Raw genomic sequence first — 22,228 nt, 5'->3', positions numbered from 1 at the left:
GCAACCGGCTTTGGGCAGCACATCTCCTCCGCAACCTTTCAAGGGGAGAGTGCCAATGTTCAGCCATGTCATGGTGGGTGCCGACGATATCGCCGCCGCAAAGACGTTCTACGACGCCACATTCAAGGCCTTTGGCGGGCCGGAAGCGATCACCGATCCCAAGGGACGGCTGATCTATCAGCACAACGGCAGCATGTTCATCGTGACCAAGCCGATCAACGGCGATCCCGCTTGCGGTGCCAATGGCGGCACCATCGGTTTCCGCATGACGCCGGAACAGGCCGATGCCTGGCACGCTGCGGGCGTCGCGGCTGGCGGCACGGCTTGCGAAGATCCGCCGGGACCGCGCGCGGGTTCGCCTTATTATCTTGCCTATCTGCGCGATCCTGCGGGCAACAAGCTGTGCGCACTGGACGTCATCGCCTGATGAGCATCGAGACTGTTTCGACCAGCAAAGCACACGGCGGAACGCTGGGTGTTTACAAGCATGAAGCGGCCTCGACGGGGACGGGGATGACCTTTTCGGTCTTCCTGCCCCCACAGGCAGAGGCTGGCGCAAAGCTGCCGGTGCTGATCTATCTTTCGGGTCTGACCTGCACCCACGCCAACGTCACCGACAAGGGTGAATATCGCAAGGCCTGCGCCGAACACGGCATCGTGTTCGTCGCGCCCGACACGTCCCCGCGCGGTGAGGGCGTGGCTGACGATGCCGATGCCGCTTATGACTTCGGGCTTGGCGCGGGCTTTTATGTCAACGCCACGCAGGAACCGTTCGCCCGGCATTACCGCATGTGGGACTATATTGCGGACGAACTGCCGGCGCTGCTGGCGGCGAATTTCCCGGTTGATCTGGATCGCATGGGCATTACCGGCCATTCGATGGGCGGCCATGGCGCGCTGACGCTGGGGCTGACCTATCCTGAAAAGTTCAAGTCGCTGTCGGCCTTCGCGCCTATCGTTGCGCCGGGACAGGTGCCGTGGGGACACAAGGCGCTGGGCGGCTATCTGGGCGATGACCGCGCGGCATGGCGCGCGCACGATGCGGTGGCGCTGATCGAAGATGGCAAGCGGCCTGCGGGCGCTGTGCTGGTGGATCAGGGCGAAGCGGACGGGTTCCTTGCCGAACAGCTTCGGCCCGAATTGCTGGATGCAGCGTGCAAGGCAGCAGGGGTTGACCTGACGCTGCGGTTGCAGCCGGGGTACGACCACAGCTACAACTTCATTTCCACGTTCATGGATGACCATATCCGCTGGCATGCGGAGCGGTTGTAGCTGATTTGTTCACATCGTCATTCCCGGCTGCGCGGGAATGACGATGAGTGTTTGGGTGCTTTTACCGAACGTCCTTCGCAACGGCATCCAGAATGCCGTTGACGAACTTGGCTTCACGATCTTCGAAAAACGCATGGGCCACGTCGACGTATTCGGTGATGGCGGTGCCGACGTTCACGTCCTTGCGCGCCATCAGTTCATACGTGCCCGCGCGCAGGATTTGCAGCATGGTCTTGTCCAGCCGGGGCAGCGCCCAGCCTTTGGCCAGCTTGGCCGACAGCATGTCGTCAATCTCGTCACGGCGGGCGTCCACGCCCTTCACCACGTCGTCGAAAAAGGCGACATCAGCCTTCAGATATTCGACATCCTCGATTTCCGCGCCCAGACGGTGCTGGTGGAATTCATCGAGCAGGAAGCGCAGTTCGGTGCCTTCCATGTCGATCTGGTAAAGCGCCTGCACAGCGGCGAGGCGGGCGGCGGCGCGCGCCTTTCCTGAAATCTGGGTCATATGCCAAGCCTCAGTTCGATCGATCGGGCGTGGGCGGCAAGGCCTTCAGCCTCGGCAAGGGCGATGGCGGCGGGGCCGACGGCGGCAAGGCTGGCGTCGTTGGCCGCAATGAAGCTGGTGCGTTTCATGAAATCCAGAACGGAAAGGCCCGACGAAAACCGCGCGCGGCGGCCCGTGGGCAGGACGTGGTTGGGACCGGCGACATAATCGCCGACCGCTTCGGGGGTCATGCGGCCAAGGAAGACCGACCCGGCGTGGCGGATACGATCAAACAGAACCTCAGGATTATCGGTGGCAATTTCAACGTGTTCGGCAGCCAGCGCATTGGCGAGTGCGGGCGCTTCGTCCAGCGAATCCACCACGATGATAACGCCGTGCGCCTCCCAGCTTGCCTTGGCGACTTTGGCCGTGGGCAGCATGGCAATTTCGACGCCGACCATATCGGCCACCTGATCGGCAAAGGCGGCATCGTCGGTAATCAGGATCGACTGCGCGACCGGATCATGTTCGGCCTGGCTGAGCAGGTCGGCCGCGATCCACTGCGGATCGTTGTTGGCATCGGCAATCACGAGAATTTCCGAAGGGCCTGCCACCATGTCGATACCGACCACGCCAAAAAGCTGACGCTTGGCTTCGGCCACCCAAGCGTTGCCGGGGCCGGTGATGACGTCCACAGGCTTGATCCGCGCGGTGCCATAGGCCAGCGCCGCCACGGCCTGCGCTCCGCCCACGCGCCACACTTCATCCGCACCGGCAAGGTGCGCGGCGGCAAGGACCAGCGGGTTGACCACGCCTTTGGGCGTGGGGGTAACCACGACAAGCCGTTCGACTCCCGCAACCTTGGCCGGAATGGCATTCATCAGCAGCGAGGATGGATAGGCGGCACGTCCACCGGGCACATACAGCCCCGCGCCATCGACCGCCCGCCAGCGCGCACCAAGCCGCATGCCGGTGGCATCGGTGTAGTCGCGGTCTTCGGGCAGTTGCGACACATGGTAATCGCGGATGCGCTGCGCAGCCAGCTCCAGCGCGGCGCGCAGATCCGGCTGCAAGGCATCGAACGCTTCGCGGCAGGCATCGGCGCCGATCCGCCAGTCATCGTCGGCAGGCAGGTGGCCGTCGAACTTTTCGGTATATTCGGCCAGCGCCGCATCACCGTTCAGGCGCACGTCTTCGATGATGGTCTGCACATCGCGCGCCACGTTTTCATCGCTTTCGCGCCGATCCTTGACCAGACGGGCAAAAGCGCGGGCGAAATCGGGATCGCTGGATTTGAGGCGCTGCATCAGGCGGCCTTTCGTTCTGCAACCATCGCGCGGAACGCATCGACCAGCGCGCCAAGGCGGGCGCTATCGGTCTTCAATGCCGCGCGGTTGACGATTAGCCGGGCCGACACCGGCAAGATCTGGCTGGTTTCGACCAGACCGTTTTCCTTCAGCGTGCGACCGGTGGACACAAGATCGACGATGCGGCTGGCAAGGCCCAGCGACGGGGCCAGTTCCATCGCGCCGTTCAGCTTCACGACCTCGGCCTGCACACCCAGCTTTTCAAAGTGACGGCGGGTCAGGTTGGGATATTTGGTGGCAACGCGGGCGTGGCTTTCGCGCGCATTGGCACCTGATTCGACCATGCTGACCGGCTCTGCCACCGAAAGGCGGCAGTGGCCAATGTCGAGATCGACCGGGGCATAGAGATCGGCATAGTCGAATTCGTCGATCACATCAGACCCGACAATGCCCGCATGGGCCGCGCCATGGGCCACGAATGTCGCCACGTCGAACGCGCGGACGCGAATGATCTTCACGTCTTCGCGGTTGGTGGCGAAAGACAATGCGCGCGAGGCCTTGTTGAAGAAATCGGCATCGGGCACGATCCCGGCCTTCTCCAGCAAGGGCAGCGCCTCATCAAGGATGCGGCCCTTGGGCAGGGCGAATACGAGGGGCGTGGGGCTAGACATAACCCGCCGCCCATATGGTAGAGCAGCGCAAAGGGCAACCGAATGAACCCGATCATGGAGATCGAAGAGGTCGCAAAAGCGATCCACTGGCAGGCAGATCATGCCCAGACCAACGGCGCACCCCATACCGGGCAGGTGGTGCGGGGACAACTGGCGCTGCTGGACGGCTCGACCCAGGTGGGGCGGCGAATCGCGGGGTGGCCGGGAAAGCCGCTGGAGGACGCGCTGCCGCTGCGGCTGGCGGGCGGGCATCACAACCTTGTTCTGACGGGTAGGGATGACCGACTGGCCCCTGTCTATCGCGGGGAGATTGCCGATCAGGCGCAGGTCGATGCGCTGGTTCTGGCGGTGACGCGCGACCATGACGAGGCGCTGCTGCCATGGCTGGACGGCCCGCCGCAGACCAATGAGGCAGGGCGATCCGCCTCGATCATGGCGGCGCTGTTGTGGCTGTCGGGTCGGGTGGGGCCTCGGTTCGAACTGAACGAACTGGGTGCCAGCGCGGGCGTGAACACCATGATGGAGCGGTTCTTCTTCGACCTTGGCGGGACGACAGCGGGGCCGGAAGGATCGCCCATGCGGATCGTGCCCGAATGGCGTGGGGACGCGCCGCCGGTGGCGGATGTGCAGATTACGGGCATTCAGGGCTGTGACCGTGCGCCGGTGAACCTTGCCGACAAGGATCAGGCGCTGCGGCTGAAATCCTATGTCTGGGCCGAGGTGGCCGAACGCATCGCGCGGATCGACGCGGCGATTGCGCTGGCGGCGGACAAAGCGCCTGATGTGGTGCGGATGGATGCAGGCGACTGGGTGGAGCAGCGGCTTGCCGCGCCGCAGGAGGATGACACCACGCGGGTCTTCTTCCACTCCATCGTGTGGCAATACCTGCCGCCCGAAACCCGCGCGCGGATAGAGGCGGCGATGGCGCAGGCCGGCGCAAAGGCCGATGCGCGGCAACGGCTGGCGTGGGTCATGCTGGAAACCAACCGCCAGACCTTCCGCCACGAACTGACCGTGCGGTACTGGCCGGGTGGGGAAGAACCTGCGCTACTGGGCACCGCCCATGCGCATGGGGCATGGGTGGAGTGGTTTGGGGCAAGCTAGACCAGGAATCGGTCCAGCGCGGCGTTGACCGCTTCTGGCGCTTCCCATGGTACGAAGTGGCCGCAGCCCGGAACTTGTTCGACGGTCAGGTTGGTGACCAGCGTGTCCATGCCGTCCAGATTACACAGTGGCAGGGCCATGTCGTCCATCGCCCAGATCACCAGCGTCGGGATGGCGAGCGGGGGGACGGGCGCATCCTGATAACCTTCGGGCAGCGCGAACGGCGCGTCCATTGGTGGCACGGCCATCGGGCTGGCGCGATACCAGTTGAGCATGGCGATGGCGGCATCGGGATTGGACCAGTCCTTGAACAGCGCGGCGCGCTCTTCCTCTTCCATGGTGGGTGACCGCTCCCAGTTCAGCGCTTTCATCAACAGCGCGCCAAGGCCGTGTTCGCGCACCATCGCGTCGTTTTCGGTATCGCGGAAGGCGCGCATATACTGGCTTGCGCCGCGCTGTTGCTGGTCAGTCCACAGCAGGCGGGGGAAGATGACCGGATGCGGCGCATTGGCAATGACCGCGCGGGTAACGCGCGTTCCCTGCCCCAGCAGCGCCACGCCCCACGCAATCGCCCCGCCCCAGTCATGGCCAAGGATCGTGAACTGGCCCACGCCCAGCGCATCGGCTAGTTGGAAAATGTCGCCAATCAGTTTGTCCGGGGTATAGCTGGCCACGTCCTGCGGCTTGGACGATCCGCGATAGCCGCGCTGATCGGGCGCGATGCAGCGGAAGCGGCCCGAAAGATGGGCGATCTGGTGCCGCCATGTGCGGTGGCTTTCGGGAAAGCCGTGCAGGAATATCAGCACCGGGGCATCGCGCGGGCCAGCATCCAACACGTCCAGCTCGATCCCGTTGGCCAGCTTTACGCGGATCATGTCGCTCATTGCGTCGCTCCCTCTTCCATTTTCTGTGCATAGCCTGCTGCAACCACTGCCGCCATCTGATCGTGCAAGGCATCGGGCGTGCGGCGCAGTTCGCCGATCTGCTTTTCCATACCTTCGGCCACGATGATCTCTCGTTCATCGTTGGCGATGGCATCGAGCATCTGACGCACAGCAACTTCGGGATCAAAACCGTTCTCGATGGCCTTGTCGCTCACGCCGCGCGCCGATCCGTCTGCCGCCAGCGCATTGCGCGAAACATTGGTGCGGATTGATCCGGGGGCAATGACGTGAACCTTGATGCTCAACCCGGCCACTTCGGCGCGCAACGCATCGGAATAGCCGAACAGGCCGAATTTGGCCGCGCTATAGGCCGTGCGCATGGGCGAGCCGACCTTGCCCGCGACGCTGGAAATCATCACGATCCGCCCGGACCCGCGCTGCGCCATGCGCGGCAGCACCGCCTGCGTCAGCGCGATGGGGGCGAGCAGATCGACCGCGACGATGCGTTCATACACCTCGAACGCGGTGTCGATGGCAAGCGAGCGCTGCGAGATGCCCGCGTTGTTGACCAGCATGTCGATGCCGCCCGACCAGTCCCATGCCTGTTCGGCAGCGTGGGCGGCGGCGGCATAGTCGGTCACCTCGAACGGCAGAACTAACGCTTGCCCGCACTGCACCGCAATATCGTTCAGTGCGGCTTCGTTCCGCCCTGAAAGCACCAGCCGCGCACCCTGTGCCGCCAAGGCCCGCGCCATCGCCGCGCCGATGCCAGACGACGCCCCGGTGATCCACACCACCTGCCCTGCAAACGCCATTGTCATGCTCTCCCGTGGGCGAGTCTTAACCGACCCATTAAAGGTATGGTGTCAGGGTTTGGCGAGGGATGAAAGTGTTCAATTGCGGCGTTTGATAACCTGCACGGTGCGGGAATGGTCCAAGGGACAGGGCGTGTGATGGCCTTGGCCCGGTTCTTCGCTTACGGATAGCTCACCGTCGTTGCCACCTTCGGCAGCGGGATGAACTCTTCCTCGTCACCCGGAACCTTGGGGAACAAGCCGTTGTCCCAGTCGCGTTTTGCCTGATTGATCCGTTCGCGGCTGGAACTGACGAAGTTCCACCAGACATGGCGTTTGGTGGGGAAGGCTTCGCCGCCCATGAGCATGACGCGGCCCCCGGTTTCGGACTGCAGTTTCAGCACTGCGCCCGGCGCAAGGACGACGAGATCGTAGAGAGCCAAGGGCAAGCCGTCGATGCTGGCCTCGCCTCCAACCAGCATGACGGCGCGTTCGTCGGCTTCGGCATCGATCGGCAGGGCGCCGCCGGGGGCTAGCAGGATTTCGGCGTAGATGGTGGCGGCGTGCTGGGTTGTAGGCGCGGTCTTGCCCCAAAGCGTGCCCATGATGACGGTGGCATTGGCGCAGACGTCTTCAACCACCGGCAGTCTGGTGCCCTGTTCAAAGGCGGGTGCGATCTCTTCCTTGCCGTCGGGCAGGGCGAGCCAGGTTTGCATACCATACAGATGGGGGCCGCCGGGACGTTCGGTTTCGGGCGAGCGTTCGGAATGGACGATGCCGCTGCCTGCGGTCATCAGGTTGACTTGGCCCGGCCTGATCGTGGCGAAGGAGCCAAGGCTGTCGCGGTGGTCGATTGCCCCTTCGAATAGCCATGTGACGGTGGCAAGGTTGATGTGCGGGTGTGGGCGCACGTCCATTGCGGTGCCGGGCGGCAGGTGCGCAGGCCCGAACTGATCCACAAAGATGAACGGGCCAACCATGGTGCGCTGACGCGAAGGGATGGCGCGGCGCACTTCGAACGCGCCAAGATCGTGCGCGACGGGGGTGATGGCCTGAATGACGTTTGGATTTGTGATCGGGTCAGTCATTTGGGATTCTCCGCATCGAGCAGATCGAGGATGTTCACCGGAAACAGCGGTTCGTGCCAGTTTGCCAGTTCGGCCCTGGTAAACCAGCGAAATTCCTTGATAAGTTCGCGCTCTATGGCGGTATGTCCAGACGTGTCGGGGGTGAAGCTGCGTGTGGTTACGCGAAAGAAGCGTTCGTCCGAGGTGATCGGTTCGCCTTCCAGCGTCAGATAATCGTCGGCGCGGCGGGCCACTTCCGGGCCGCAGGTTTCCACCGTCAGTCCGGTTTCCTCGAACAGTTCGCGTGATGCGGCGGCGGGGAAATCTTCGTCCGGATCGCATTCGCCGCCCACGCCGCACCAGAACGGGCGGCGGTCCGCGGGCGCAAAGCGGATCAGCAGCAGACGGTCATATTCATCCATCAGCAGAATGCGCGCCGCGCGCCTGATTCGCCTTTGATTCATCGCGGGTTACTCACCGGGCGCGCGGGCCTTGATCGCCAGCGCATGAACCCGCTGGCCCGGCAGGTCACCCAGCGCCCGGTTGACCATGCGCTGACGATTCAGGCGGGACTCGCCTGCAAACCGGACGCTTTCGATCTCAACCGTAAAGTGCGATTCGCCGGTGCCATCATCGCCCATGTGGCCTGCGTGGCTGGCGCTGTCGTTGATGACAGCAAGGCGAGTGGGGCTGAACGCTTCGGTAAGAAGGCGTTCGATTTCCTGTTGGATCGGTCCGGTCATGGCTTTTCTTCTAGCGAGATCATCGCCATGTGGAAGCCGCATGCGAAATGACAAGTTCCACGGTCGCGTCCACAGCAACGGACGCATCTGCAATGCCCCCGGCTGTGACGAAGCGGGCGAGTTCCGCGCGCCCGGCGTGCGCAAACCCGGTTTTGATGGTCCGGGCGATTACCGCTGGTTCTGTCTGGATCATGTGCGGCAATTCAACGCAGGCTATGATTTCTTTGCCGGGATGACGCCCGAAGAAATCCTGAAAGCGCAGTCCCCGATTGCCGGGTGGGAGCGTGAAACGCGCGCATTCCGCCCCGATGCCGGGGTCGATGCCGCGCCGCGCTGGGCTGATTTTGACGATCCGCTTGAGGCCATCGCCGCACGAGCCAAGGCGCGCCGTGCCGACCATGCGCAGGCTGCTGAAGCTGCGCGGCGAGGGATCAGCCCCGAAGACCGCAAGGCGTTTGAAACGCTGAATCTTGGCTTCGATGCTGATCGCCGCGCGCTGCGCACCCGCTATTCCGAACTGGTGCGCAAGTTTCACCCAGACCGCAATGGCGGTGACCGCCATTTTGAAGGGCGGCTGCAGGAAGTTGTCGAAGCCTATAACCATCTGAAAGGCAGCCGTCTCTTCGCATGAAGCCAGCATTTGCGGCATAATGGCGGGAAAATAGGCGTTGTGAATTTGGTATCGCAATACCAGCGGGTAATGCACGGTGAACGATCTGGGCAGCACCACGGGGACATGGCTGAATGGCCAGCCGGTGCAGATGCCCACGCCGCTGAAATCGGGTGACCGCAGCAGATCGGGCGCCAGTTCGTGAGGTGGAAATTGGCGACCGGCCCGATCCGCTGGCGGGACGCACGCAGTTCTTCGTGGATCAGCAACTGGCCAGCACGCTGGTCATCGACATTCGCGGGTTTTACCCAGCTTTCGGTGCGGATGGGTGAACAGGCGATGGCGGCGATGATGTTCGACATCAACCGCAGCGCGGGCGAATTGCTGGGCAGGGCAGGCGCGTGGTCCACCAAGTTCATCGGTGATGCGACCATGGCGCCGTGGCTGCACCCCACCAACGGGTTGAGCCGCTGCGATGTGTTGATCGCACGGGACGTGTTCCGATCGTTGATCGATGCGCGGTTCGTGCCCGAAGGCATGATCGAGGTCGATCTCAAAGGTTATGATCAGCGCTTCCCCGCGCTGGGCTTCAACTTTGCCGATATCGGCACCTTTGTAGGACGGCTTCTGGCGGCGTAATACCAAGGCGGCTCGTCGCACTGCTGTCAGATTATCGCTGTAACCCGGCACCCGATAGATAGCGGGGTGTTGCAGGTGTTTCGCACGGGATTTGCGCTGGGTATCGTGCTGCTGTTCGGTCTGGCCCGCTTGATCCTGCCGCTGCGCATGATCGAGCGGGTTGGGTGGGCCGTAATGTTGTGGGCCTTTCGGGTGCGGTTGAAGGTCTATGGCAGGCCTGCCTCTGGCGGTGTGCTGATGCTGGCCAACCATGTGTCGTGGATTGATATCGCGGCATTGGGGCGCATCGTTCCTGCGTGCTTCGTGGCCAAAGCCGAAGTGGGCGGCTGGCCGGTGATCGGGGCTGCGGCGCGGCGCATCGGGTGCCTGTTCGTGGATCGCGGGTCACGCAAGGGGGCGCAGGGCGTGGCAGCAGACGTCGCCGCGCTGATCGGGCACGGCAAGGACGTGATCGTATTTCCCGAAGGCACGACCGGTCCGGGCGATGGTGTGCTGCGCTTTCAAAGCGCGCTGACCGGTCTGGCTGGCGCAGGGCAGATTGCCGTGCAGCCGGTGGCGCTGGTCTATCCGCGCCAACACGACCGCGATGTGGCGGCGTGGCTGGGCGATGCCACCTTGCTGCCCCATGCGCTCAAGCTCGCCCGGTCAGGCGGGATTACGCTGGAGGCGTGGTTTGAACCGCCGTTCCTTGCCGCAGACCGCAAACAGGCGGCACGGCAAAGCGAGGCGATAGTCACCGCGCGGTTGCTGGCCCGGATCGGCGATCAGGCTGAAACGCTGAAGCGCGCGGCATAGCGGCCGGTAATCCGGTCCACCGGCATGACCACGCAGACGTCCACGGTGTTGAACCCATGGTCAATGAACGCGCCTTCGCCGAATTTTGCCCCAGTGCGCAGATAACCTTTGATCAGGGGCGGCAGCGCCAGCATTGCCGCACGTTCGTTGTAGCTGCCCTGTGGCAGCAGGCTCATTGCGGTGCCAAGACCGGGCAATACGCGCGGGCGGATGGCGGCAGGGGCAAGCTGGGTGTGGTGCAGCCACGATAGCGCCGGGGCGTGGGCCTGCGGGTCGGTGCCGTGGAACGATGCACAGCCAAACATCAGCGCAATGTGATTGGCCGCGATATAGTCCGAAATGCCACGCCACAGCAGTGCGATCGTGGCGCTGGTGCGATAGGCGGGCAGCACGCAGGACCGACCCAGTTCCAGCAATTCGCCCGCCGGACGGTCCGGTCCGCCCAGCAGCATCGACAGGTCATATTCGCCTGCGGAATAGAACCCGCTGTTGGCCCGCGCCACGCTTTCGCGCAGCAGGCGATAGGTGCCGACAACCCGCGCATCGGCGGGTGCGGCTTCATCAATCACCAGCAGATGGTCGCACAGTTCGTCGTAGCTGTCGCGATCAAGCAAGGTTGCGGCTTCGCTTGCCTGCGTAACAGCGGCGGCACCGCGTTCGGCAAAGAACACTGTCCAGCGAAGCTTCTGCACGGCCAGCAGATCGTCAGCATTGCGGGCAAGGCGGACGGTAAGCTGGCGGTTTTCGGCACGGGAAGCAGAATGTATCGGCGCGGGCAGGACAGTGGTCATCAAGAAACCCTCCATCCGGCCAGATTACCCTGCAGCCATGACCGGGGTTTTACGGTTCAGTGCCAGTTGCGTGGCAGCGATACGGGTTTTGTCTTGAAGCTTTCACGCAAAAGGCTTGCGCCCAAACGAAACGAGGCCCCCCGAAGGGAGCCTCGCAGCGTTCAGCAATGGTTCGCAGGATCAGGCCGAAACCGGGGCCGCATCACGGACCGACTGGTCAACGTGTTCCGCAAACTGCTGGAAGTTGTCGACAAACTTGCGCACCAGTTCCTGTGCGGTCTTGTCGTATTCCTCGGCATCGGCCCATGCGCCTCGCGGGTCGAGCAGGCGGGTTTCCACGCCCGGCACTTCGACCGGCACTTCAAAGCCGAAGTTCGCGTCTTTCTTGAAGGTCGCGTTGTTCAAGGAACCGTCGAGCGCGGCGTTGAGCAGGGCGCGGGTCGCCTTGATCGGCATGCGCTTGATGCCTTCCTGCGTGGCCTTGCCGCCCGACCAGCCGGTGTTGACCAGCCAGCACTTCACGCCGCCCTTGGCAATGCGTTCCTTCAACAGGTTGCCATAGACCGACGGGTGACGCGGCATGAATGGCGCGCCAAAGCAGGTCGAGAACGTCGCTTCCGGTTCGGTCACGCCGATTTCGGTGCCGGCAACGCGCGCAGTATAGCCCGACAGGAAGTGATACATCGCCTGATCGGGCGTGAGACGCGCGATCGGAGGCAGCACACCATAAGCGTCAGCGGTCAGGAAGATGAGGTTGGCCGGAACCGGGCCAAGGTTCTTTTCCGAACAGTTCGGGATGAAGTCGATCGGATAGGAACCACGGCTGTTTTCAGCCAGCGAGTTGTCATCCAGATCGATCGTGCGGGTTGCGGGATCGATCACCACGTTTTCCAGCACGGTGCCGAAACGCTTGGTCGTGGCGAAGATTTCGGGTTCCGCTTCTGCTGAAAGACGAATCATCTTGGCATAGCAGCCGCCTTCGAAGTTGAACACGGCGGTATCCGACCAGCCATGTTCGTCATCGCCGATCAGCGTGCGCGAAGCGTCCGCCGAAAGTGTGGTCTTGCCGGTGCCCGAAAGGCCGAAGAACACGGCGGTCTTGCCATCGGGGCCGACGTTTGCCGAACAGTGCATGGGCATCACGCCCTTGACCGGCAGCAGGTAGTTCAGAATGCCGAACACCGACTTCTTCATTTCACCGGCATAGGCCGTGCCGCCGATCAGGATCAGCTTTTCGGTGAAGTTCACCGCCACAACGGTTTCGCTGCGGCTGCCGTGGCGTTCCGGGTCAGCGCGGAAGCTGGGCAGATCGATGATGGTGTATTCGGGCAGGAACGATGCCAGTTCATCCGTGGTCGGACGGACCAGCAGCGTGCGGATGAACAGGTTGTGCCATGCAAATTCGTTGATGACGCGCACGTTTACGCGATGTTCGGGCTGCGAACCACCGAACAGGTCGGCCACGTAAAGCCGGTCCTTTTCGCCCAGCGCCTTGATGAAATCGGCCTTGAGAGCAGCGAAATGCTCAGGCGTCATCGCGACGTTGGTCTTGCCCCACCATACGGTGTTTTCGGTTTCGGCATCGCGGACAATGAACTTGTCCTTGGCGCTGCGGCCGGTGTGCTTGCCGGTTTCCACCACCAACGGCCCATCGACCGACAGCAGGCCTTCGCCGTTGCGCACGGCATGTTCCACCAGCGGCGCAGTGCCCAGGTTGGCGAACAGTTCGGCCGGTTCAGGGAAACCTTGGGCTGCAAGGGACAGGTTCAGGCTGGTATCGGACACTTCAAGCCTCCCACTGGCGGCAGAGCAAGGCGGCTGACCCTCTCCGGCGCGTTGGTTGCGAATACGAATGCGCTGATTCTTGAACCGCGCATAGTGGCTGGCCTTTGCTGCGTCAAATGGTGCGCGACAATGAAGTTTTTTGCGCAGCAAGTTGCGTGACATGCAAGTTGCACTGCAACTAAATTTCACCTGATATCATCGGGCCGGGCCGTGGTGAAACATTGCATGGAACCGTTCCGCCCGGTATCGCACAGGTTATGGTCATCCCGCCGCCACCGCGCCCGGAAGCGTCCGATCCTGCCCGTGCGGTTGATGCGCCGCGGGTGGTCGCGCTGGTGGATGATGACCGCAATATCCTGACAACGGTTTCCATCGCGCTCCAGACCGAAGGCTTCGCCACGCGGCTCTATAATGATGGTGACACCGCGTTGAAGGCGATGCTGGACAATCCGCCGGATCTGGCCGTTTGCGACATCAAGATGCCGCGCATGGATGGCATGGAATTGCTGCGCCGCCTGCGTGAAAAAAGCGATCTGCCGCTAATCTTCCTGACCAGCAAGGACGACGAGGCCGATGAAGCGCTGGGCCTTTCGATGGGGGCGGACGATTACATCGCCAAGCCATTTAGTCAGCGTTTGCTCGTAGCGCGGATAAAAGCCATCCTGCGCCGAAGCGAAATTGTCCGTCGGGAAGCAGAAGAAGAGCCGCAGGGCGAACCGCTGCCCGAACCGATCCGGCGCGGCAGGCTGGTTATGGACCCTGCGCGCCATGGTGTGTTGTGGGATGATCTGGCGGTGTCGCTGACGGTAACCGAATTCCTGATCCTTGAAGCGCTGGCCCTGCGCCCCGGTGTGGTCAAGACCCGCAATCAGTTGATGGATGCGGCATATCACGACGACGTTTTCGTCGATGACCGCACCATCGACAGTCATATCAAGCGCCTGCGCCGCAAATTTCGGGCAGTGGACAGCGGTTTTGGCGCGATAGAAACACTTTACGGCGCCGGATACAGCTTTGCTGACGAATGAAGCCGAACCGTCGCTGCGGCGGTCAAGGCTGCGCGCTCTGCCGCGAATCCGGGGCGTGTCGCTGACCACCCGCATCCTTGCGGTCAATGTCATTGCACTGGCGCTGCTGGCAGGCGGCTTCTTCTATCTGGATAGCTATCGCACCCAGCTGATCGAAGAGCGCTACAAGCTCGCGCGGGCCGAGGCGGATATCGCCGCTGACGCGCTGGATGAAACGCCCCTTGCCAAGCGCAAGCAATTGCTGGCGCGGATCGGCACCGATCAGGTGCTGCGCCTGCGGTTGTACGATGCGCAAGGGCGGCTGCAAATGGACAGCTTTGCGCTTGCCCCTCCCAGCTTCGCGCTGATCGACCCTGAAACCGAGCCTTGGTATCAAAAGGCGGCGCGTCTGCTTGACCGGGGCGTGGACTTTATCGTCAACGCGCCGACAGTCGAACTCTATAGCGACACATCGCCGACCCCGGCTGGCACCTGGCCCGAAATTGCCGCAGCCCGGCGGTCCGGTCGCACCGAAGTGTTCCTGCGCTATGCCCCCGATCGCACGCCCATCATCACTGCAGCAGCGCCTGTCGGGCAGGATGGCGAAATCCTGCTGACTTTGCGCAATGCACTGGATGTTACCCAATCGGTGCGCGATGCGCGCCAGACTCTGGTCATCATCATCGGCATTGCGCTGCTGCTTTCAGTTCAGCTTTCGCTGTTCCTTGCCCGGACCATCGTGCAGCCATTGCGCGCGCTGGTCCGGGCCGCAGTCCGCGTGCGACTGGGGCGTGAACGTGAAGTGGTGGTGCCCCGTCTGCCTGATCGCGGCGATGAGATCGGTCTGCTGGCCCGCGCGGTGTCCGACATGACCACGGCGCTGCGCCAAAGGATCGACGCGGTAGAAACCTTCGCTGCCGATGTTGCACACGAATTGAAGAATCCACTGGCCTCGCTCTCCAGCGCGCTGGAAACGATGGAGCGGGTGGAAGACCCCGCGTTGCGCCGTCAGCTTGCCGATATCGCGGCGCATGATGTGCAGCGCATCGACCGGCTGATTACTGAAATTGCCGATGCCAGCCGGATTGACGCCGAACTCAGCCGTGCCACGTTCGAACCCGTGGATATTGCCGCACTTGCCTCGCAGATCGTCGGCGCGCGTGATGTGCGGGCGGGCCACCCCACCCGTATTCGCTTTGCCCACGAAGGCGGTGATGTGCTGGTGCCCGGCGATGCGGCGCGACTGGAACGGGTGCTGGAAAACCTGCTCGACAATGCAGTGTCGTTTTCACCGCCGGACGGCACCGTGGATGTCACGGTGTGGGGCGATGGCGACATGGCGCATCTTTCGGTTGCCGATGAAGGACCGGGAATCCCTGCCGAAGCGCGCGACAAAGTGTTCGAACGCTTCCATTCGGTTCGCCCGGCAGATGAAGCCTTTGGCGCACACAGCGGCCTTGGCCTTGCCATCGCGCGCACGATTGCCGAAGCCCACGATGGCACGCTGGTCATTGCCGACCGGCCTGATGGCAAGCGCGGGGCGTGGCTCATGGTCAGTCTGCCGGTGCTGGCTGAGGATGAGGCATGAGCACAGGGACAGGGACAGGGACAGGGCACCAGGCCGGGTGTGTGGCCATCGGCGGGCGCGGGCTGTTGATCGAAGGTGCACCGGGCACGGGCAAGTCCAGCCTTGCGCTGGCCCTGATTGATCGCGGTGCCGCGCTTGTGGGCGATGACGGGGTCATGCTGTCGCCAGTGACCGACCGCCTGATCGCTGCTCCACATCCGCATATCACCGGCAAGCTGGAAGTGCGTAACGTGGGGTTGATCGACCTGCCGGTATCGCCGCCTGTGCCGGTTGCTTTGCTGATCCGGCTCGACCTTGGCGCGCCGCGCTTTATCCACATGGCGGATATGGTCGATATTGCTGGCATGTTCGTGCCAATGGTCCGCCTCTACCCTGACAGTCCTGTGCTGGCCTTGCGTGCTGAAATTGCACTGCGCACTTATGGCCTGACATTTCCCTGATCGGGACCGGCTGATCTTTACAGACTTCCCATTGCTGCGCTGAAGGCGCAAAGCATGCGCCCCATGCCGCATGAATCAGCCCCCCAGCGTATCCTTCTTGTCACCGGCCTGCTGGGCGCGGGCAAGACCACGGCGCTCCGCACGCTTGAGGATATGGGATGGGAAGCGATCGACAATTTCCCGATCCGCCTGCTCGACCGTCTGCTGGAAACCGAACCGGGTTCGGCGCGGATGGAATCCACAGCGCCCATGGCCATCGGTTTCGACACCCGCACGCGCGGGTTCGATCCTGCCCGCACCATCGACCTGGTCAAGAAGCTGTCGCAGCGTCGCGATCTTCAGGTCACCACGCTGTTCCTTGATTGCGCCGGGACCGAACTTGAACGGCGCTACAACGAAACCCGGCGCCGCCATCCGATGAGCGAGGACAAACCCGCCGCCACCGGCATCGCGGCGGAACGCGAACTGCTCGAACCGCTGCGCCGCTGGGCCGATGTGGTGATGACCACCAGCAGCTTCACGACCAACGATCTGCAACAGGCGATTCGCACCCAGTTTGGCGAAGAAACACCGGCGGCGACCACTTTGACGATCAGCAGCTTCGGTTTTTCGCGGGGGATGCCGCCTCTTGCCGATCTGGTTTTCGACATGCGTTTTCTGGCCAATCCGCACTGGGTGGATGACTTGCGCCCCCAGACCGGACGTGACGCTCCAGTGGGTGAATACATCCGCAAAGACCCCGCATTTGCCGAAGCTTTTGCGCGTATCCGTGACCTGCTGCTGCTGCTGCTGCCGCGCTATCAGGAACAGGGTAAAGCCTATGTCCACATTGCCTTCGGCTGCACGGGCGGGCGGCATCGCTCGGTGTTCATGGCAGAACAGATCGCTTCCGCCTTGCGCGGGGCGGGATTTTCACCCACATTGTTCCATCGCAACCTGGCGTCACGGGCAGCAGACCTGCTCGAAGGCGCCAAGGGATAACAAGATGATGGGCGGGGCAGTACTGGAAGTCATGCATTTCGATACCCAGTCGTCTTGCGGACCACGAATTTTTGCCAATCCTGCGTTAAGCCGCAGCATGGCAGAATGCCGGGCCGCACTTCGGAGCCTGCCTCATCCATGATCGGTCTTATTCTCGTAACGCACGGCGCCCTTGCCGACGAATTCATTCATGCCATGGAACATGTGGTCGGACGGCAAAGCGACGTGATCGGCGTCTGCATCGGTCCCAACGACGACATGGAAAAACGCCGCAAGGAAATTGCTGATGCGATTCGCCGTGTCGACAGCGGCAATGGTGTGATTATCCTGACCGACCTGTTCGGCGGCACCCCTTCCAACCTTGCCATTTCGCTGATGCAGGCGGGCAAAGTGGAAGTGATTGCGGGGATCAACCTTCCCATGCTCATCCGCCTGGCCAAGGCGCGCGGGTGCATGGGCGTCAAGGAAGCGACGGCGGCGGCGCGCGATGCGGGCCGCAACTACATAACGATCGCTTCCGAATTTCTCGGACAGGATGCATGAGATGGCAGAACAGGGTTACGTCACCCGTGAAACTGTGACGATTGTAAACCAGCGCGGTCTGCACGCGCGCGCTAGTGCCAAGTTCGTCAATGCCGTGGCCAAACTGCCCTCGGACATTTCCGTGACCGTTTCCAAAGATGGAACGGATGCCAATGGCGCATCGATTCTTGGCCTGATGATGCTGGGCGCGGCCCGTGGCGATAGTGTCGACGTTGCCGTCGCCGGGCCTGAAGGTGATGCCGATACCATCCTGATGAAGCTGACCGGCCTGATAAAGGACGGCTTCGGCGAGGATTGAGGCCGGTCGTGGCCAAGGTCTTGCCCCAAAGCGCCCGCTGGCGCATGGGAGCGGGATGGCGCGCAAGAACATCACCGGCTATTCCAATCCCACGGTCAAATTCGTCCGTAGCTTGCGGGAAAAGAAGCACCGCAAGCGTGAAGGCAAGTTCCTTGCCGAAGGGCTGCGCCTGCTGACCGACGCGCGCGAAGGCGGCCGTCTGCCGGAAATCCTGTTGATGGCGCAGGGCCGCGAAAACCATCCGCTGCTGGACGAACTGGAAGCAGCAGTCGATGTTGCGGGCGGCGAAGTGATCGAACTGCCCGTCGATATTCTCGCCAAGATCACCGGCAAGGAAAACCCGCAGGCCGTGGCCGGGGTATTCGCCGAATGGGATACGGCGATCCAGCGGATTGACCGCCATGCCGCGCCGCTGTGGCTGGTCGCCCATGCCATGCGCGATCCGGGCAACCTTGGCACAATGTTGCGCACCGCCGATGCGGTGGGCGCGGGCGGGCTGATCCTGATCGATGATTGCGTCGATCCTTTCTCGGTTGAAGCGGTGCGCGCCAGCATGGGGGCGATCTTTACCCAGGCACTGGTGCAGGCGCGGTGGGACGAATTTCTGGGCTGGCTGCGCGATGGCGAAGGCCAGCTTGTTGCAGCCTCCCTTCGCGAAGCCGTGCCCTATCGCGGTGCGCCTTATGCCGCGCCCTGCTTCGTTATGGTGGGCAATGAATCACGTGGCCTTCCCGAAGACTATGAAATGGCCTGTGATTTGCGCGTGACCATGCCGATGAAGGGCCGGGCTGACAGCCTGAACGCGGCCGTCGCTGGCGCTGTGCTTGCCTATGAAGTGCTTGCCACGTTTGATGAATAACACCGCATTGCCCGGTTAATCCCGTGGTCAGCGGTGGGCGCGTATCATAGGCCCATGGTCAAAGCTTACGCCCTTGCTGTTGCCTGTGCTGCCCTGTTGGGTGGCTGCGCAACCGCGCCTGTGACCACGGCAGGGTTGGCAGGAACGCGCTGGACCATCGTGCGTATCGATGGCGCGCCGCCGGCGGCTCCGGCCCAGGCCTCCATGCGTTTCGACGATGACCGGCTGGGCGCAAACGTTGGGTGCAATGGCATTGGTGGCGAATACCGGATCGAAGGAAAGCGGCTGATCGCAGGCCCGCTGATGGCCACGCGCATGTTCTGCCAAGGGCCGGTGTGGCAACAGGAAGAGGCGATGAACGCCTTGCTTTCCGCCGCACCTGAAGTGCAGCGCAGCGGTAATACCTTGCGGCTCGTCTCTGGCGGTCACGCGGTCGATCTGGCGCTGATCCCGCCTGTCAGTCCCCGGCAATAAAAGCAGTGATTTGCCAGGTGCCACCTTTCGGTTCGGCAATCAGGCGGTAATCCAGCAGACTGCGCAGTCGTTCTGTTTCAACATAGCCTTTGCCACCATCGCGCAGCGTTACGCGGGTAGCCGGTGCTTTGGGGGCAAAGTCCAGCGGATCAATCCCGACAATCTGCCATCCCGCCGCTCCCACGGCCTTGCCGCCGGGCTTTGCCAGCAGGGGGGTATCATCGCCCAGAACCAGCATTGCGCTATAGCTGTCGATGTCGTCGGGCACGTTCCAGAACACCCACGGCATCGCCGCCAGCCCGCCTTCCACCGCACACCCCAGCGGCAAAATCGCATCCAGTTCCTTCCACAGGCCCGACGCAGGATCAGTCAGCCGCTTCTTCAATTCGGCAATCCCGCTGCCCCCGCCGTAATCCAGCGTCACATCGGCAGAGGCCAGCGCGGCCATGCCTTCGACATCGCGCCCTTTGATGGCGCTACCGAGCGCCTTGCGGAACGTAGGCCAGCCCGGCTTGTCGGCACATTCATCCTGCGGTGCATAAGTAGCCGATACTGCACTGGCCGTTTTCGAAGTGCTGATAACCGGCGCGGACGAAGGTTCCGGTTCAGCCGATGGAGGCGCATCGGGCAGTTCAGATGGCGGCGCAGCGGGCGTGGCGGACGGCGCTGGCGCCGGTTCACTGCCACAGGCTGCCAGTGCCAGCGCACCAGCCAAGGCAATCCATGCAGGCCCCCCCTGTTCGCGCATCAGCCCCCGGCATCTCCTTCATCACTATCAACCGCCACCAGCCCTGCCGGTTCCGCGTCGGCATAACGGGGTGCGGATTCCACCAGCGGGACTTCTTCAACCTCGCGCTTGCCAATCTCGATGTGCTTGTCGCGCAACCGGCGTCCTGCAGACAGGACATTGCGTTCAAAGCTGCCGACGAACTTGTTGTAATTGGTCACCGCACTGTCGAGACCATTGCCCACACGCTTCAGGTGTTCGGCGGCCACTGCCAGCCGGTCATACAATTCGCCGCCCATGCGCCCGATCTCGCGCGCTTCCCGTGCCAGGCCGTCCTGCCGCCACACTTGCGCCACGGTGCGGGCAATGGCGACAAGGTTGGTCGGGCTGGCCAGCAGCACGCGCCGTTCAAAGGCGAAGTCCCACAGGGCGGGATCACGCTCCAGCGCGGCGGCGATGAAGTGTTCGCCGGGCACGAACATCAGCACATAGTCGGGCGCCTCTTCGAACTGGCTTTGATAGGATTTGGCCCCCAGCGTTTGGATATGGTTGCGCATCGATTGAACGTGCGCGCCCAGCGCAATCTTGCGCGTTTCATCGTCTTCGGCCTCGAACGCATCCTGATAGGCATTCAGCGACACCTTGGCGTCGATCACCAGCAGCTTGTTGCCCGGCACTCGCACGATGGCATCGGGGCGTAACCGCCCTTCGTCGGTTTCCACCGAATGTTCGGTGACGAAATCGGTGTGTTCGGCAAGCCCGCATTGTTCCAGCACGTTGCGCAATTGCAGTTCGCCCCAGCGGCCGCGCGTTTTCGGGCCGTTGCGCAAGCTGTTGCCAAGTTGGGCTGCGGCAGCGCGCACCGCTTCCTGCCCATCGCGCATCGACTGGATCAGCCCGGTCAGATTGCCAAAGGCATCCACCCGTTCCTTTTCCAGCTTGCCGACCTGTTCTTCATAACTGCGCAATCGCTGATCCACCGGTGACAGCAGCGTTTTCAGCCGTTCGGCGCTGGTCTTCTCGCTCTCTTCAAAACGGGCCTGCGCGCGGGCGAGAAAGGTTTCCTGCGCCTTTTCCAGTACTTTGTTACCTGCGTTTTCAAATTCCTTGCGCAACACTTCCTGCGCTTCGATCAGCAGGCGTTTCTGTTCGGCAAAGTTTTCGGCATCGGCCTTCAGCCGTTCCAGCGCGTTGCGAAACTCATCCCGTTCTGCCCGCACGCGCACCAGTTCTGCCCGCACAATTTCGGCATCCGCTGCGCTTTGCCGCGCGCTGGCAAGGGCAGGGGCCAGCGCATCGCGTTCATCGCGCATCCGTACCAGATCCGCGCGCACGACGTCTGCGTCAGCCGCGCTTTGCCGGGCGGCGGCAAGAGCAGGGGCAAGCTGATCACGTTCGCGCCGCACTTCGAAAAGTTCGGCCGCCAGCGCGTCCAGCGCCTTCACCCGCTCGCTCATCGCAGCAAGGTCCACGGTCATCGCTTTGACCGTTCCTTCATGTGCCTTCGCCTCGGCATCGCGCGCATCAGCCCGTGCGCGCCATTCGGCCACCGGGCGTCCACCCAGAAACCAGCCCACGCCGACTCCAGCCAGCAAGGCAATGATGACGAAAAGAATCCAGACAGTGTCCACGCTTGCTCCAGAAAAGAACGAAGCGTGAACTTATAGCGTCAATGTCGTGCTGGCAACCGGCCCCCGGCGATTATCCGCAGGGCCGGTTATCTTCAGGCAACCTTGCGCAGCTTTTCCAGCTTGCGCAGCGCCATCTGGCGTTTCAGGCGCGAAAGGTGGTCGATGAACAGCACGCCTTCAAGGTGGTCCATTTCATGCTGCAGGCAGGTTGCCATCAGGCCGTCCATTGCCTCTTCATGGGCGTTTCCGTCCAGATCCTGCCAACGGGCGCGGATCGTTGAGGGGCGCTCAACATCGGCATAGATTTCGGGCACCGAAAGGCAGCCTTCCTGATAAAGCGTATGCTCTTCAGAAGGATCGAGGATTTCGGGGTTGATGAACACCCGTGGCTCGCGCTTGGTCGGCGTATGATGGTGGTGGTGCCCGTCATGGTCGCACGGCACGGGTTCTGCGTCCGGGTCTTCGGGCTGAAGGTCGATCACCAGCACGCGCAGCGGCACGCCCACCTGAATTGCGGCAAGGCCGATGCCAGGGGCATCGTACATCGTCTCGAACATGTCCGCGACAAGCGTCTTCAGCTCGTCGTCGAACGTTTCGACAGGGACAGAGACCTGCTTCAGGCGCGGGTCGGGGACTTCAAGGATTTCGCGAATGGCCATGAGGGCCAGATAAGCGCGATGAACAGGAGTCGCAAGACTTCCCCGCATCACATGCTTTTGCGCGCCCCGCCT

General features: G+C 62.7%; 28 protein-coding genes. 15 read left to right on the top strand and 13 right to left on the bottom strand.

From position 1 onward, the window contains the following. Positions 1–55 precede the first annotated feature (55 nt). Positions 56–427, top strand: a complete 372-nt coding sequence (locus OVA07_RS02645) for a VOC family protein (RefSeq protein WP_268169920.1) — start codon at positions 56–58, stop codon at positions 425–427. Beyond that, a complete protein-coding gene (fghA, locus tag OVA07_RS02640; RefSeq protein ID WP_268169919.1) occupies positions 427–1,272 on the top strand; it encodes an S-formylglutathione hydrolase in 846 nt (281 codons plus the stop codon). Before OVA07_RS02645 ends, fghA begins: the two co-directional genes overlap by 1 nt. Before the next feature lie 61 nt (positions 1,273–1,333). On the opposite strand, the gene nusB is transcribed toward fghA, so the two are convergent. The 3 genes from nusB to hisG are packed head-to-tail and all read right to left on the bottom strand — an operon-like array spanning position 1,334 to position 3,737. Next, on the bottom strand, positions 1,334–1,780 hold the full coding sequence (nusB, locus tag OVA07_RS02635) for a transcription antitermination factor NusB (protein ID WP_268169918.1): 447 nt from the start codon (positions 1,778–1,780) through the stop codon (positions 1,334–1,336). Continuing rightward, positions 1,777–3,066 carry a histidinol dehydrogenase gene (gene hisD, locus OVA07_RS02630; protein WP_268169917.1) on the bottom strand — a complete coding sequence of 430 codons (1,290 nt, stop codon included), beginning with the start codon at positions 3,064–3,066 and terminating at the stop codon, positions 1,777–1,779. The genes nusB and hisD overlap by 4 nt, the downstream gene beginning before the upstream one ends. Then, positions 3,066–3,737: an ATP phosphoribosyltransferase gene (hisG, locus tag OVA07_RS02625; protein ID WP_268169916.1), complete on the bottom strand. Its 672-nt coding sequence runs from the start codon at positions 3,735–3,737 to the stop codon at positions 3,066–3,068. Before hisG ends, hisD begins: the two co-directional genes overlap by 1 nt. 42 nt (positions 3,738–3,779) lie before the next feature. On the opposite strand from hisG, the gene OVA07_RS02620 reads away from it, so the two are divergent. Continuing rightward, a complete protein-coding gene (locus tag OVA07_RS02620; protein WP_268169915.1) occupies positions 3,780–4,841 on the top strand; it encodes a DUF2332 domain-containing protein in 1,062 nt (353 codons plus the stop codon). On the opposite strand, the gene OVA07_RS02615 is transcribed toward OVA07_RS02620, so the two are convergent. The 5 genes from OVA07_RS02615 to OVA07_RS02595 form a co-directional block, all read right to left on the bottom strand. Next, positions 4,838–5,725: an alpha/beta fold hydrolase gene (locus OVA07_RS02615; protein ID WP_268169914.1), complete on the bottom strand. Its 888-nt coding sequence runs from the start codon at positions 5,723–5,725 to the stop codon at positions 4,838–4,840. The two genes, OVA07_RS02620 and OVA07_RS02615, sit on opposite strands and share 4 nt — an antisense overlap. Further along, the gene (locus OVA07_RS02610) at positions 5,722–6,540 is read right to left on the bottom strand and encodes an SDR family NAD(P)-dependent oxidoreductase (RefSeq protein WP_268169913.1); all 819 of its coding nucleotides are present in this window, start codon (positions 6,538–6,540) and stop codon (positions 5,722–5,724) included. The genes OVA07_RS02615 and OVA07_RS02610 overlap by 4 nt, the downstream gene beginning before the upstream one ends. A gap of 161 nt (positions 6,541–6,701) precedes the next feature. Next, complete coding sequence (locus tag OVA07_RS02605; RefSeq protein WP_268169912.1) at positions 6,702–7,607, bottom strand: pirin family protein; 906 nt, start codon at positions 7,605–7,607, stop codon at positions 6,702–6,704. After that, positions 7,604–8,050 (bottom strand): NUDIX hydrolase, encoded by a 447-nt coding sequence (locus tag OVA07_RS02600; protein ID WP_268169911.1) that lies wholly within the window; start codon positions 8,048–8,050, stop codon positions 7,604–7,606. The genes OVA07_RS02605 and OVA07_RS02600 overlap by 4 nt, the downstream gene beginning before the upstream one ends. Positions 8,051–8,056: 6 nt before the next feature. Beyond that, on the bottom strand, positions 8,057–8,329 hold the full coding sequence (locus tag OVA07_RS02595; protein ID WP_268169910.1) for a BolA family protein: 273 nt from the start codon (positions 8,327–8,329) through the stop codon (positions 8,057–8,059). 40 nt (positions 8,330–8,369) lie between these two features. Between OVA07_RS02595 and OVA07_RS02590 the strand changes: the two genes are divergently transcribed. From OVA07_RS02590 to OVA07_RS02575, 4 genes are all read left to right on the top strand, one after another. Then, a complete protein-coding gene (locus tag OVA07_RS02590) occupies positions 8,370–8,960 on the top strand; it encodes a J domain-containing protein (protein ID WP_268169909.1) in 591 nt (196 codons plus the stop codon). A gap of 76 nt (positions 8,961–9,036) precedes the next feature. After that, a complete protein-coding gene (locus OVA07_RS02585) occupies positions 9,037–9,144 on the top strand; it encodes an FHA domain-containing protein (protein ID WP_268169908.1) in 108 nt (35 codons plus the stop codon). Positions 9,145–9,152: 8 nt separating this feature from the next. Beyond that, on the top strand, positions 9,153–9,578 hold the full coding sequence (locus OVA07_RS02580; RefSeq protein ID WP_268169907.1) for a hypothetical protein: 426 nt from the start codon (positions 9,153–9,155) through the stop codon (positions 9,576–9,578). A 75-nt stretch (positions 9,579–9,653) separates the two neighbouring features. After that, positions 9,654–10,373, top strand: a complete 720-nt coding sequence (locus tag OVA07_RS02575) for a lysophospholipid acyltransferase family protein (RefSeq protein WP_268169906.1) — start codon at positions 9,654–9,656, stop codon at positions 10,371–10,373. Here the strand turns inward: OVA07_RS02575 and OVA07_RS02570 are convergent. After that, entirely contained in the window at positions 10,343–11,164 is an 822-nt protein-coding gene (locus OVA07_RS02570; RefSeq protein WP_268169905.1) for a GNAT family N-acetyltransferase, read from the bottom strand. The two genes, OVA07_RS02575 and OVA07_RS02570, sit on opposite strands and share 31 nt — an antisense overlap. Positions 11,165–11,344: 180 nt before the next feature. Further along, entirely contained in the window at positions 11,345–12,949 is a 1,605-nt protein-coding gene (locus OVA07_RS02565) for a phosphoenolpyruvate carboxykinase (protein WP_268169904.1), read from the bottom strand. A gap of 257 nt (positions 12,950–13,206) precedes the next feature. Between OVA07_RS02565 and OVA07_RS02560 the strand changes: the two genes are divergently transcribed. The 8 genes from OVA07_RS02560 (at position 13,207) to OVA07_RS02525 (ending at position 19,139) form a co-directional block, all read left to right on the top strand. Next, entirely contained in the window at positions 13,207–13,977 is a 771-nt protein-coding gene (locus tag OVA07_RS02560) for a response regulator transcription factor (protein WP_268172592.1), read from the top strand. Beyond that, positions 13,964–15,544 carry an ATP-binding protein gene (locus OVA07_RS02555; RefSeq protein WP_442789609.1) on the top strand — a complete coding sequence of 527 codons (1,581 nt, stop codon included), beginning with the start codon at positions 13,964–13,966 and terminating at the stop codon, positions 15,542–15,544. Before OVA07_RS02560 ends, OVA07_RS02555 begins: the two co-directional genes overlap by 14 nt. Continuing rightward, a complete protein-coding gene (locus tag OVA07_RS02550) occupies positions 15,541–15,984 on the top strand; it encodes an HPr kinase/phosphorylase (protein WP_268169903.1) in 444 nt (147 codons plus the stop codon). Before OVA07_RS02555 ends, OVA07_RS02550 begins: the two co-directional genes overlap by 4 nt. 63 nt (positions 15,985–16,047) lie before the next feature. Further along, on the top strand, positions 16,048–16,965 hold the full coding sequence (gene rapZ / locus OVA07_RS02545; protein WP_268169902.1) for an RNase adapter RapZ: 918 nt from the start codon (positions 16,048–16,050) through the stop codon (positions 16,963–16,965). 138 nt (positions 16,966–17,103) lie between these two features. After that, a complete protein-coding gene (locus tag OVA07_RS02540) occupies positions 17,104–17,508 on the top strand; it encodes a PTS sugar transporter subunit IIA (protein ID WP_268169901.1) in 405 nt (134 codons plus the stop codon). Position 17,509: 1 nt separating this feature from the next. Then, complete coding sequence (locus tag OVA07_RS02535) at positions 17,510–17,806, top strand: HPr family phosphocarrier protein (RefSeq protein WP_268169900.1); 297 nt, start codon at positions 17,510–17,512, stop codon at positions 17,804–17,806. Positions 17,807–17,861: 55 nt separating this feature from the next. Next, complete coding sequence (locus OVA07_RS02530; RefSeq protein WP_268169899.1) at positions 17,862–18,665, top strand: TrmH family RNA methyltransferase; 804 nt, start codon at positions 17,862–17,864, stop codon at positions 18,663–18,665. A 54-nt stretch (positions 18,666–18,719) separates the two neighbouring features. Further along, positions 18,720–19,139: an META domain-containing protein gene (locus tag OVA07_RS02525; RefSeq protein ID WP_268169898.1), complete on the top strand. Its 420-nt coding sequence runs from the start codon at positions 18,720–18,722 to the stop codon at positions 19,137–19,139. On the opposite strand, the gene OVA07_RS02520 is transcribed toward OVA07_RS02525, so the two are convergent. The 3 genes from OVA07_RS02520 to def form a co-directional block, all read right to left on the bottom strand. Further along, entirely contained in the window at positions 19,123–19,887 is a 765-nt protein-coding gene (locus OVA07_RS02520) for a hypothetical protein (RefSeq protein ID WP_268169897.1), read from the bottom strand. The genes OVA07_RS02525 and OVA07_RS02520 overlap by 17 nt on opposite strands. Next, complete coding sequence (gene rmuC, locus OVA07_RS02515; protein WP_268169896.1) at positions 19,887–21,497, bottom strand: DNA recombination protein RmuC; 1,611 nt, start codon at positions 21,495–21,497, stop codon at positions 19,887–19,889. The genes OVA07_RS02520 and rmuC overlap by 1 nt, the downstream gene beginning before the upstream one ends. 92 nt (positions 21,498–21,589) lie before the next feature. After that, positions 21,590–22,156: a peptide deformylase gene (gene def, locus OVA07_RS02510; protein WP_268169895.1), complete on the bottom strand. Its 567-nt coding sequence runs from the start codon at positions 22,154–22,156 to the stop codon at positions 21,590–21,592. Positions 22,157–22,228: the final 72 nt, after the last annotated feature.

This window comes from Novosphingobium sp. SL115, from assembly GCF_026672515.1.
In the GTDB taxonomy this organism is placed as follows: domain Bacteria; phylum Pseudomonadota; class Alphaproteobacteria; order Sphingomonadales; family Sphingomonadaceae; genus Novosphingobium.
The sequence above is the reverse complement of the archived record's forward strand: the minus strand, read 5'-3'. Positions and strand labels throughout refer to the sequence as shown.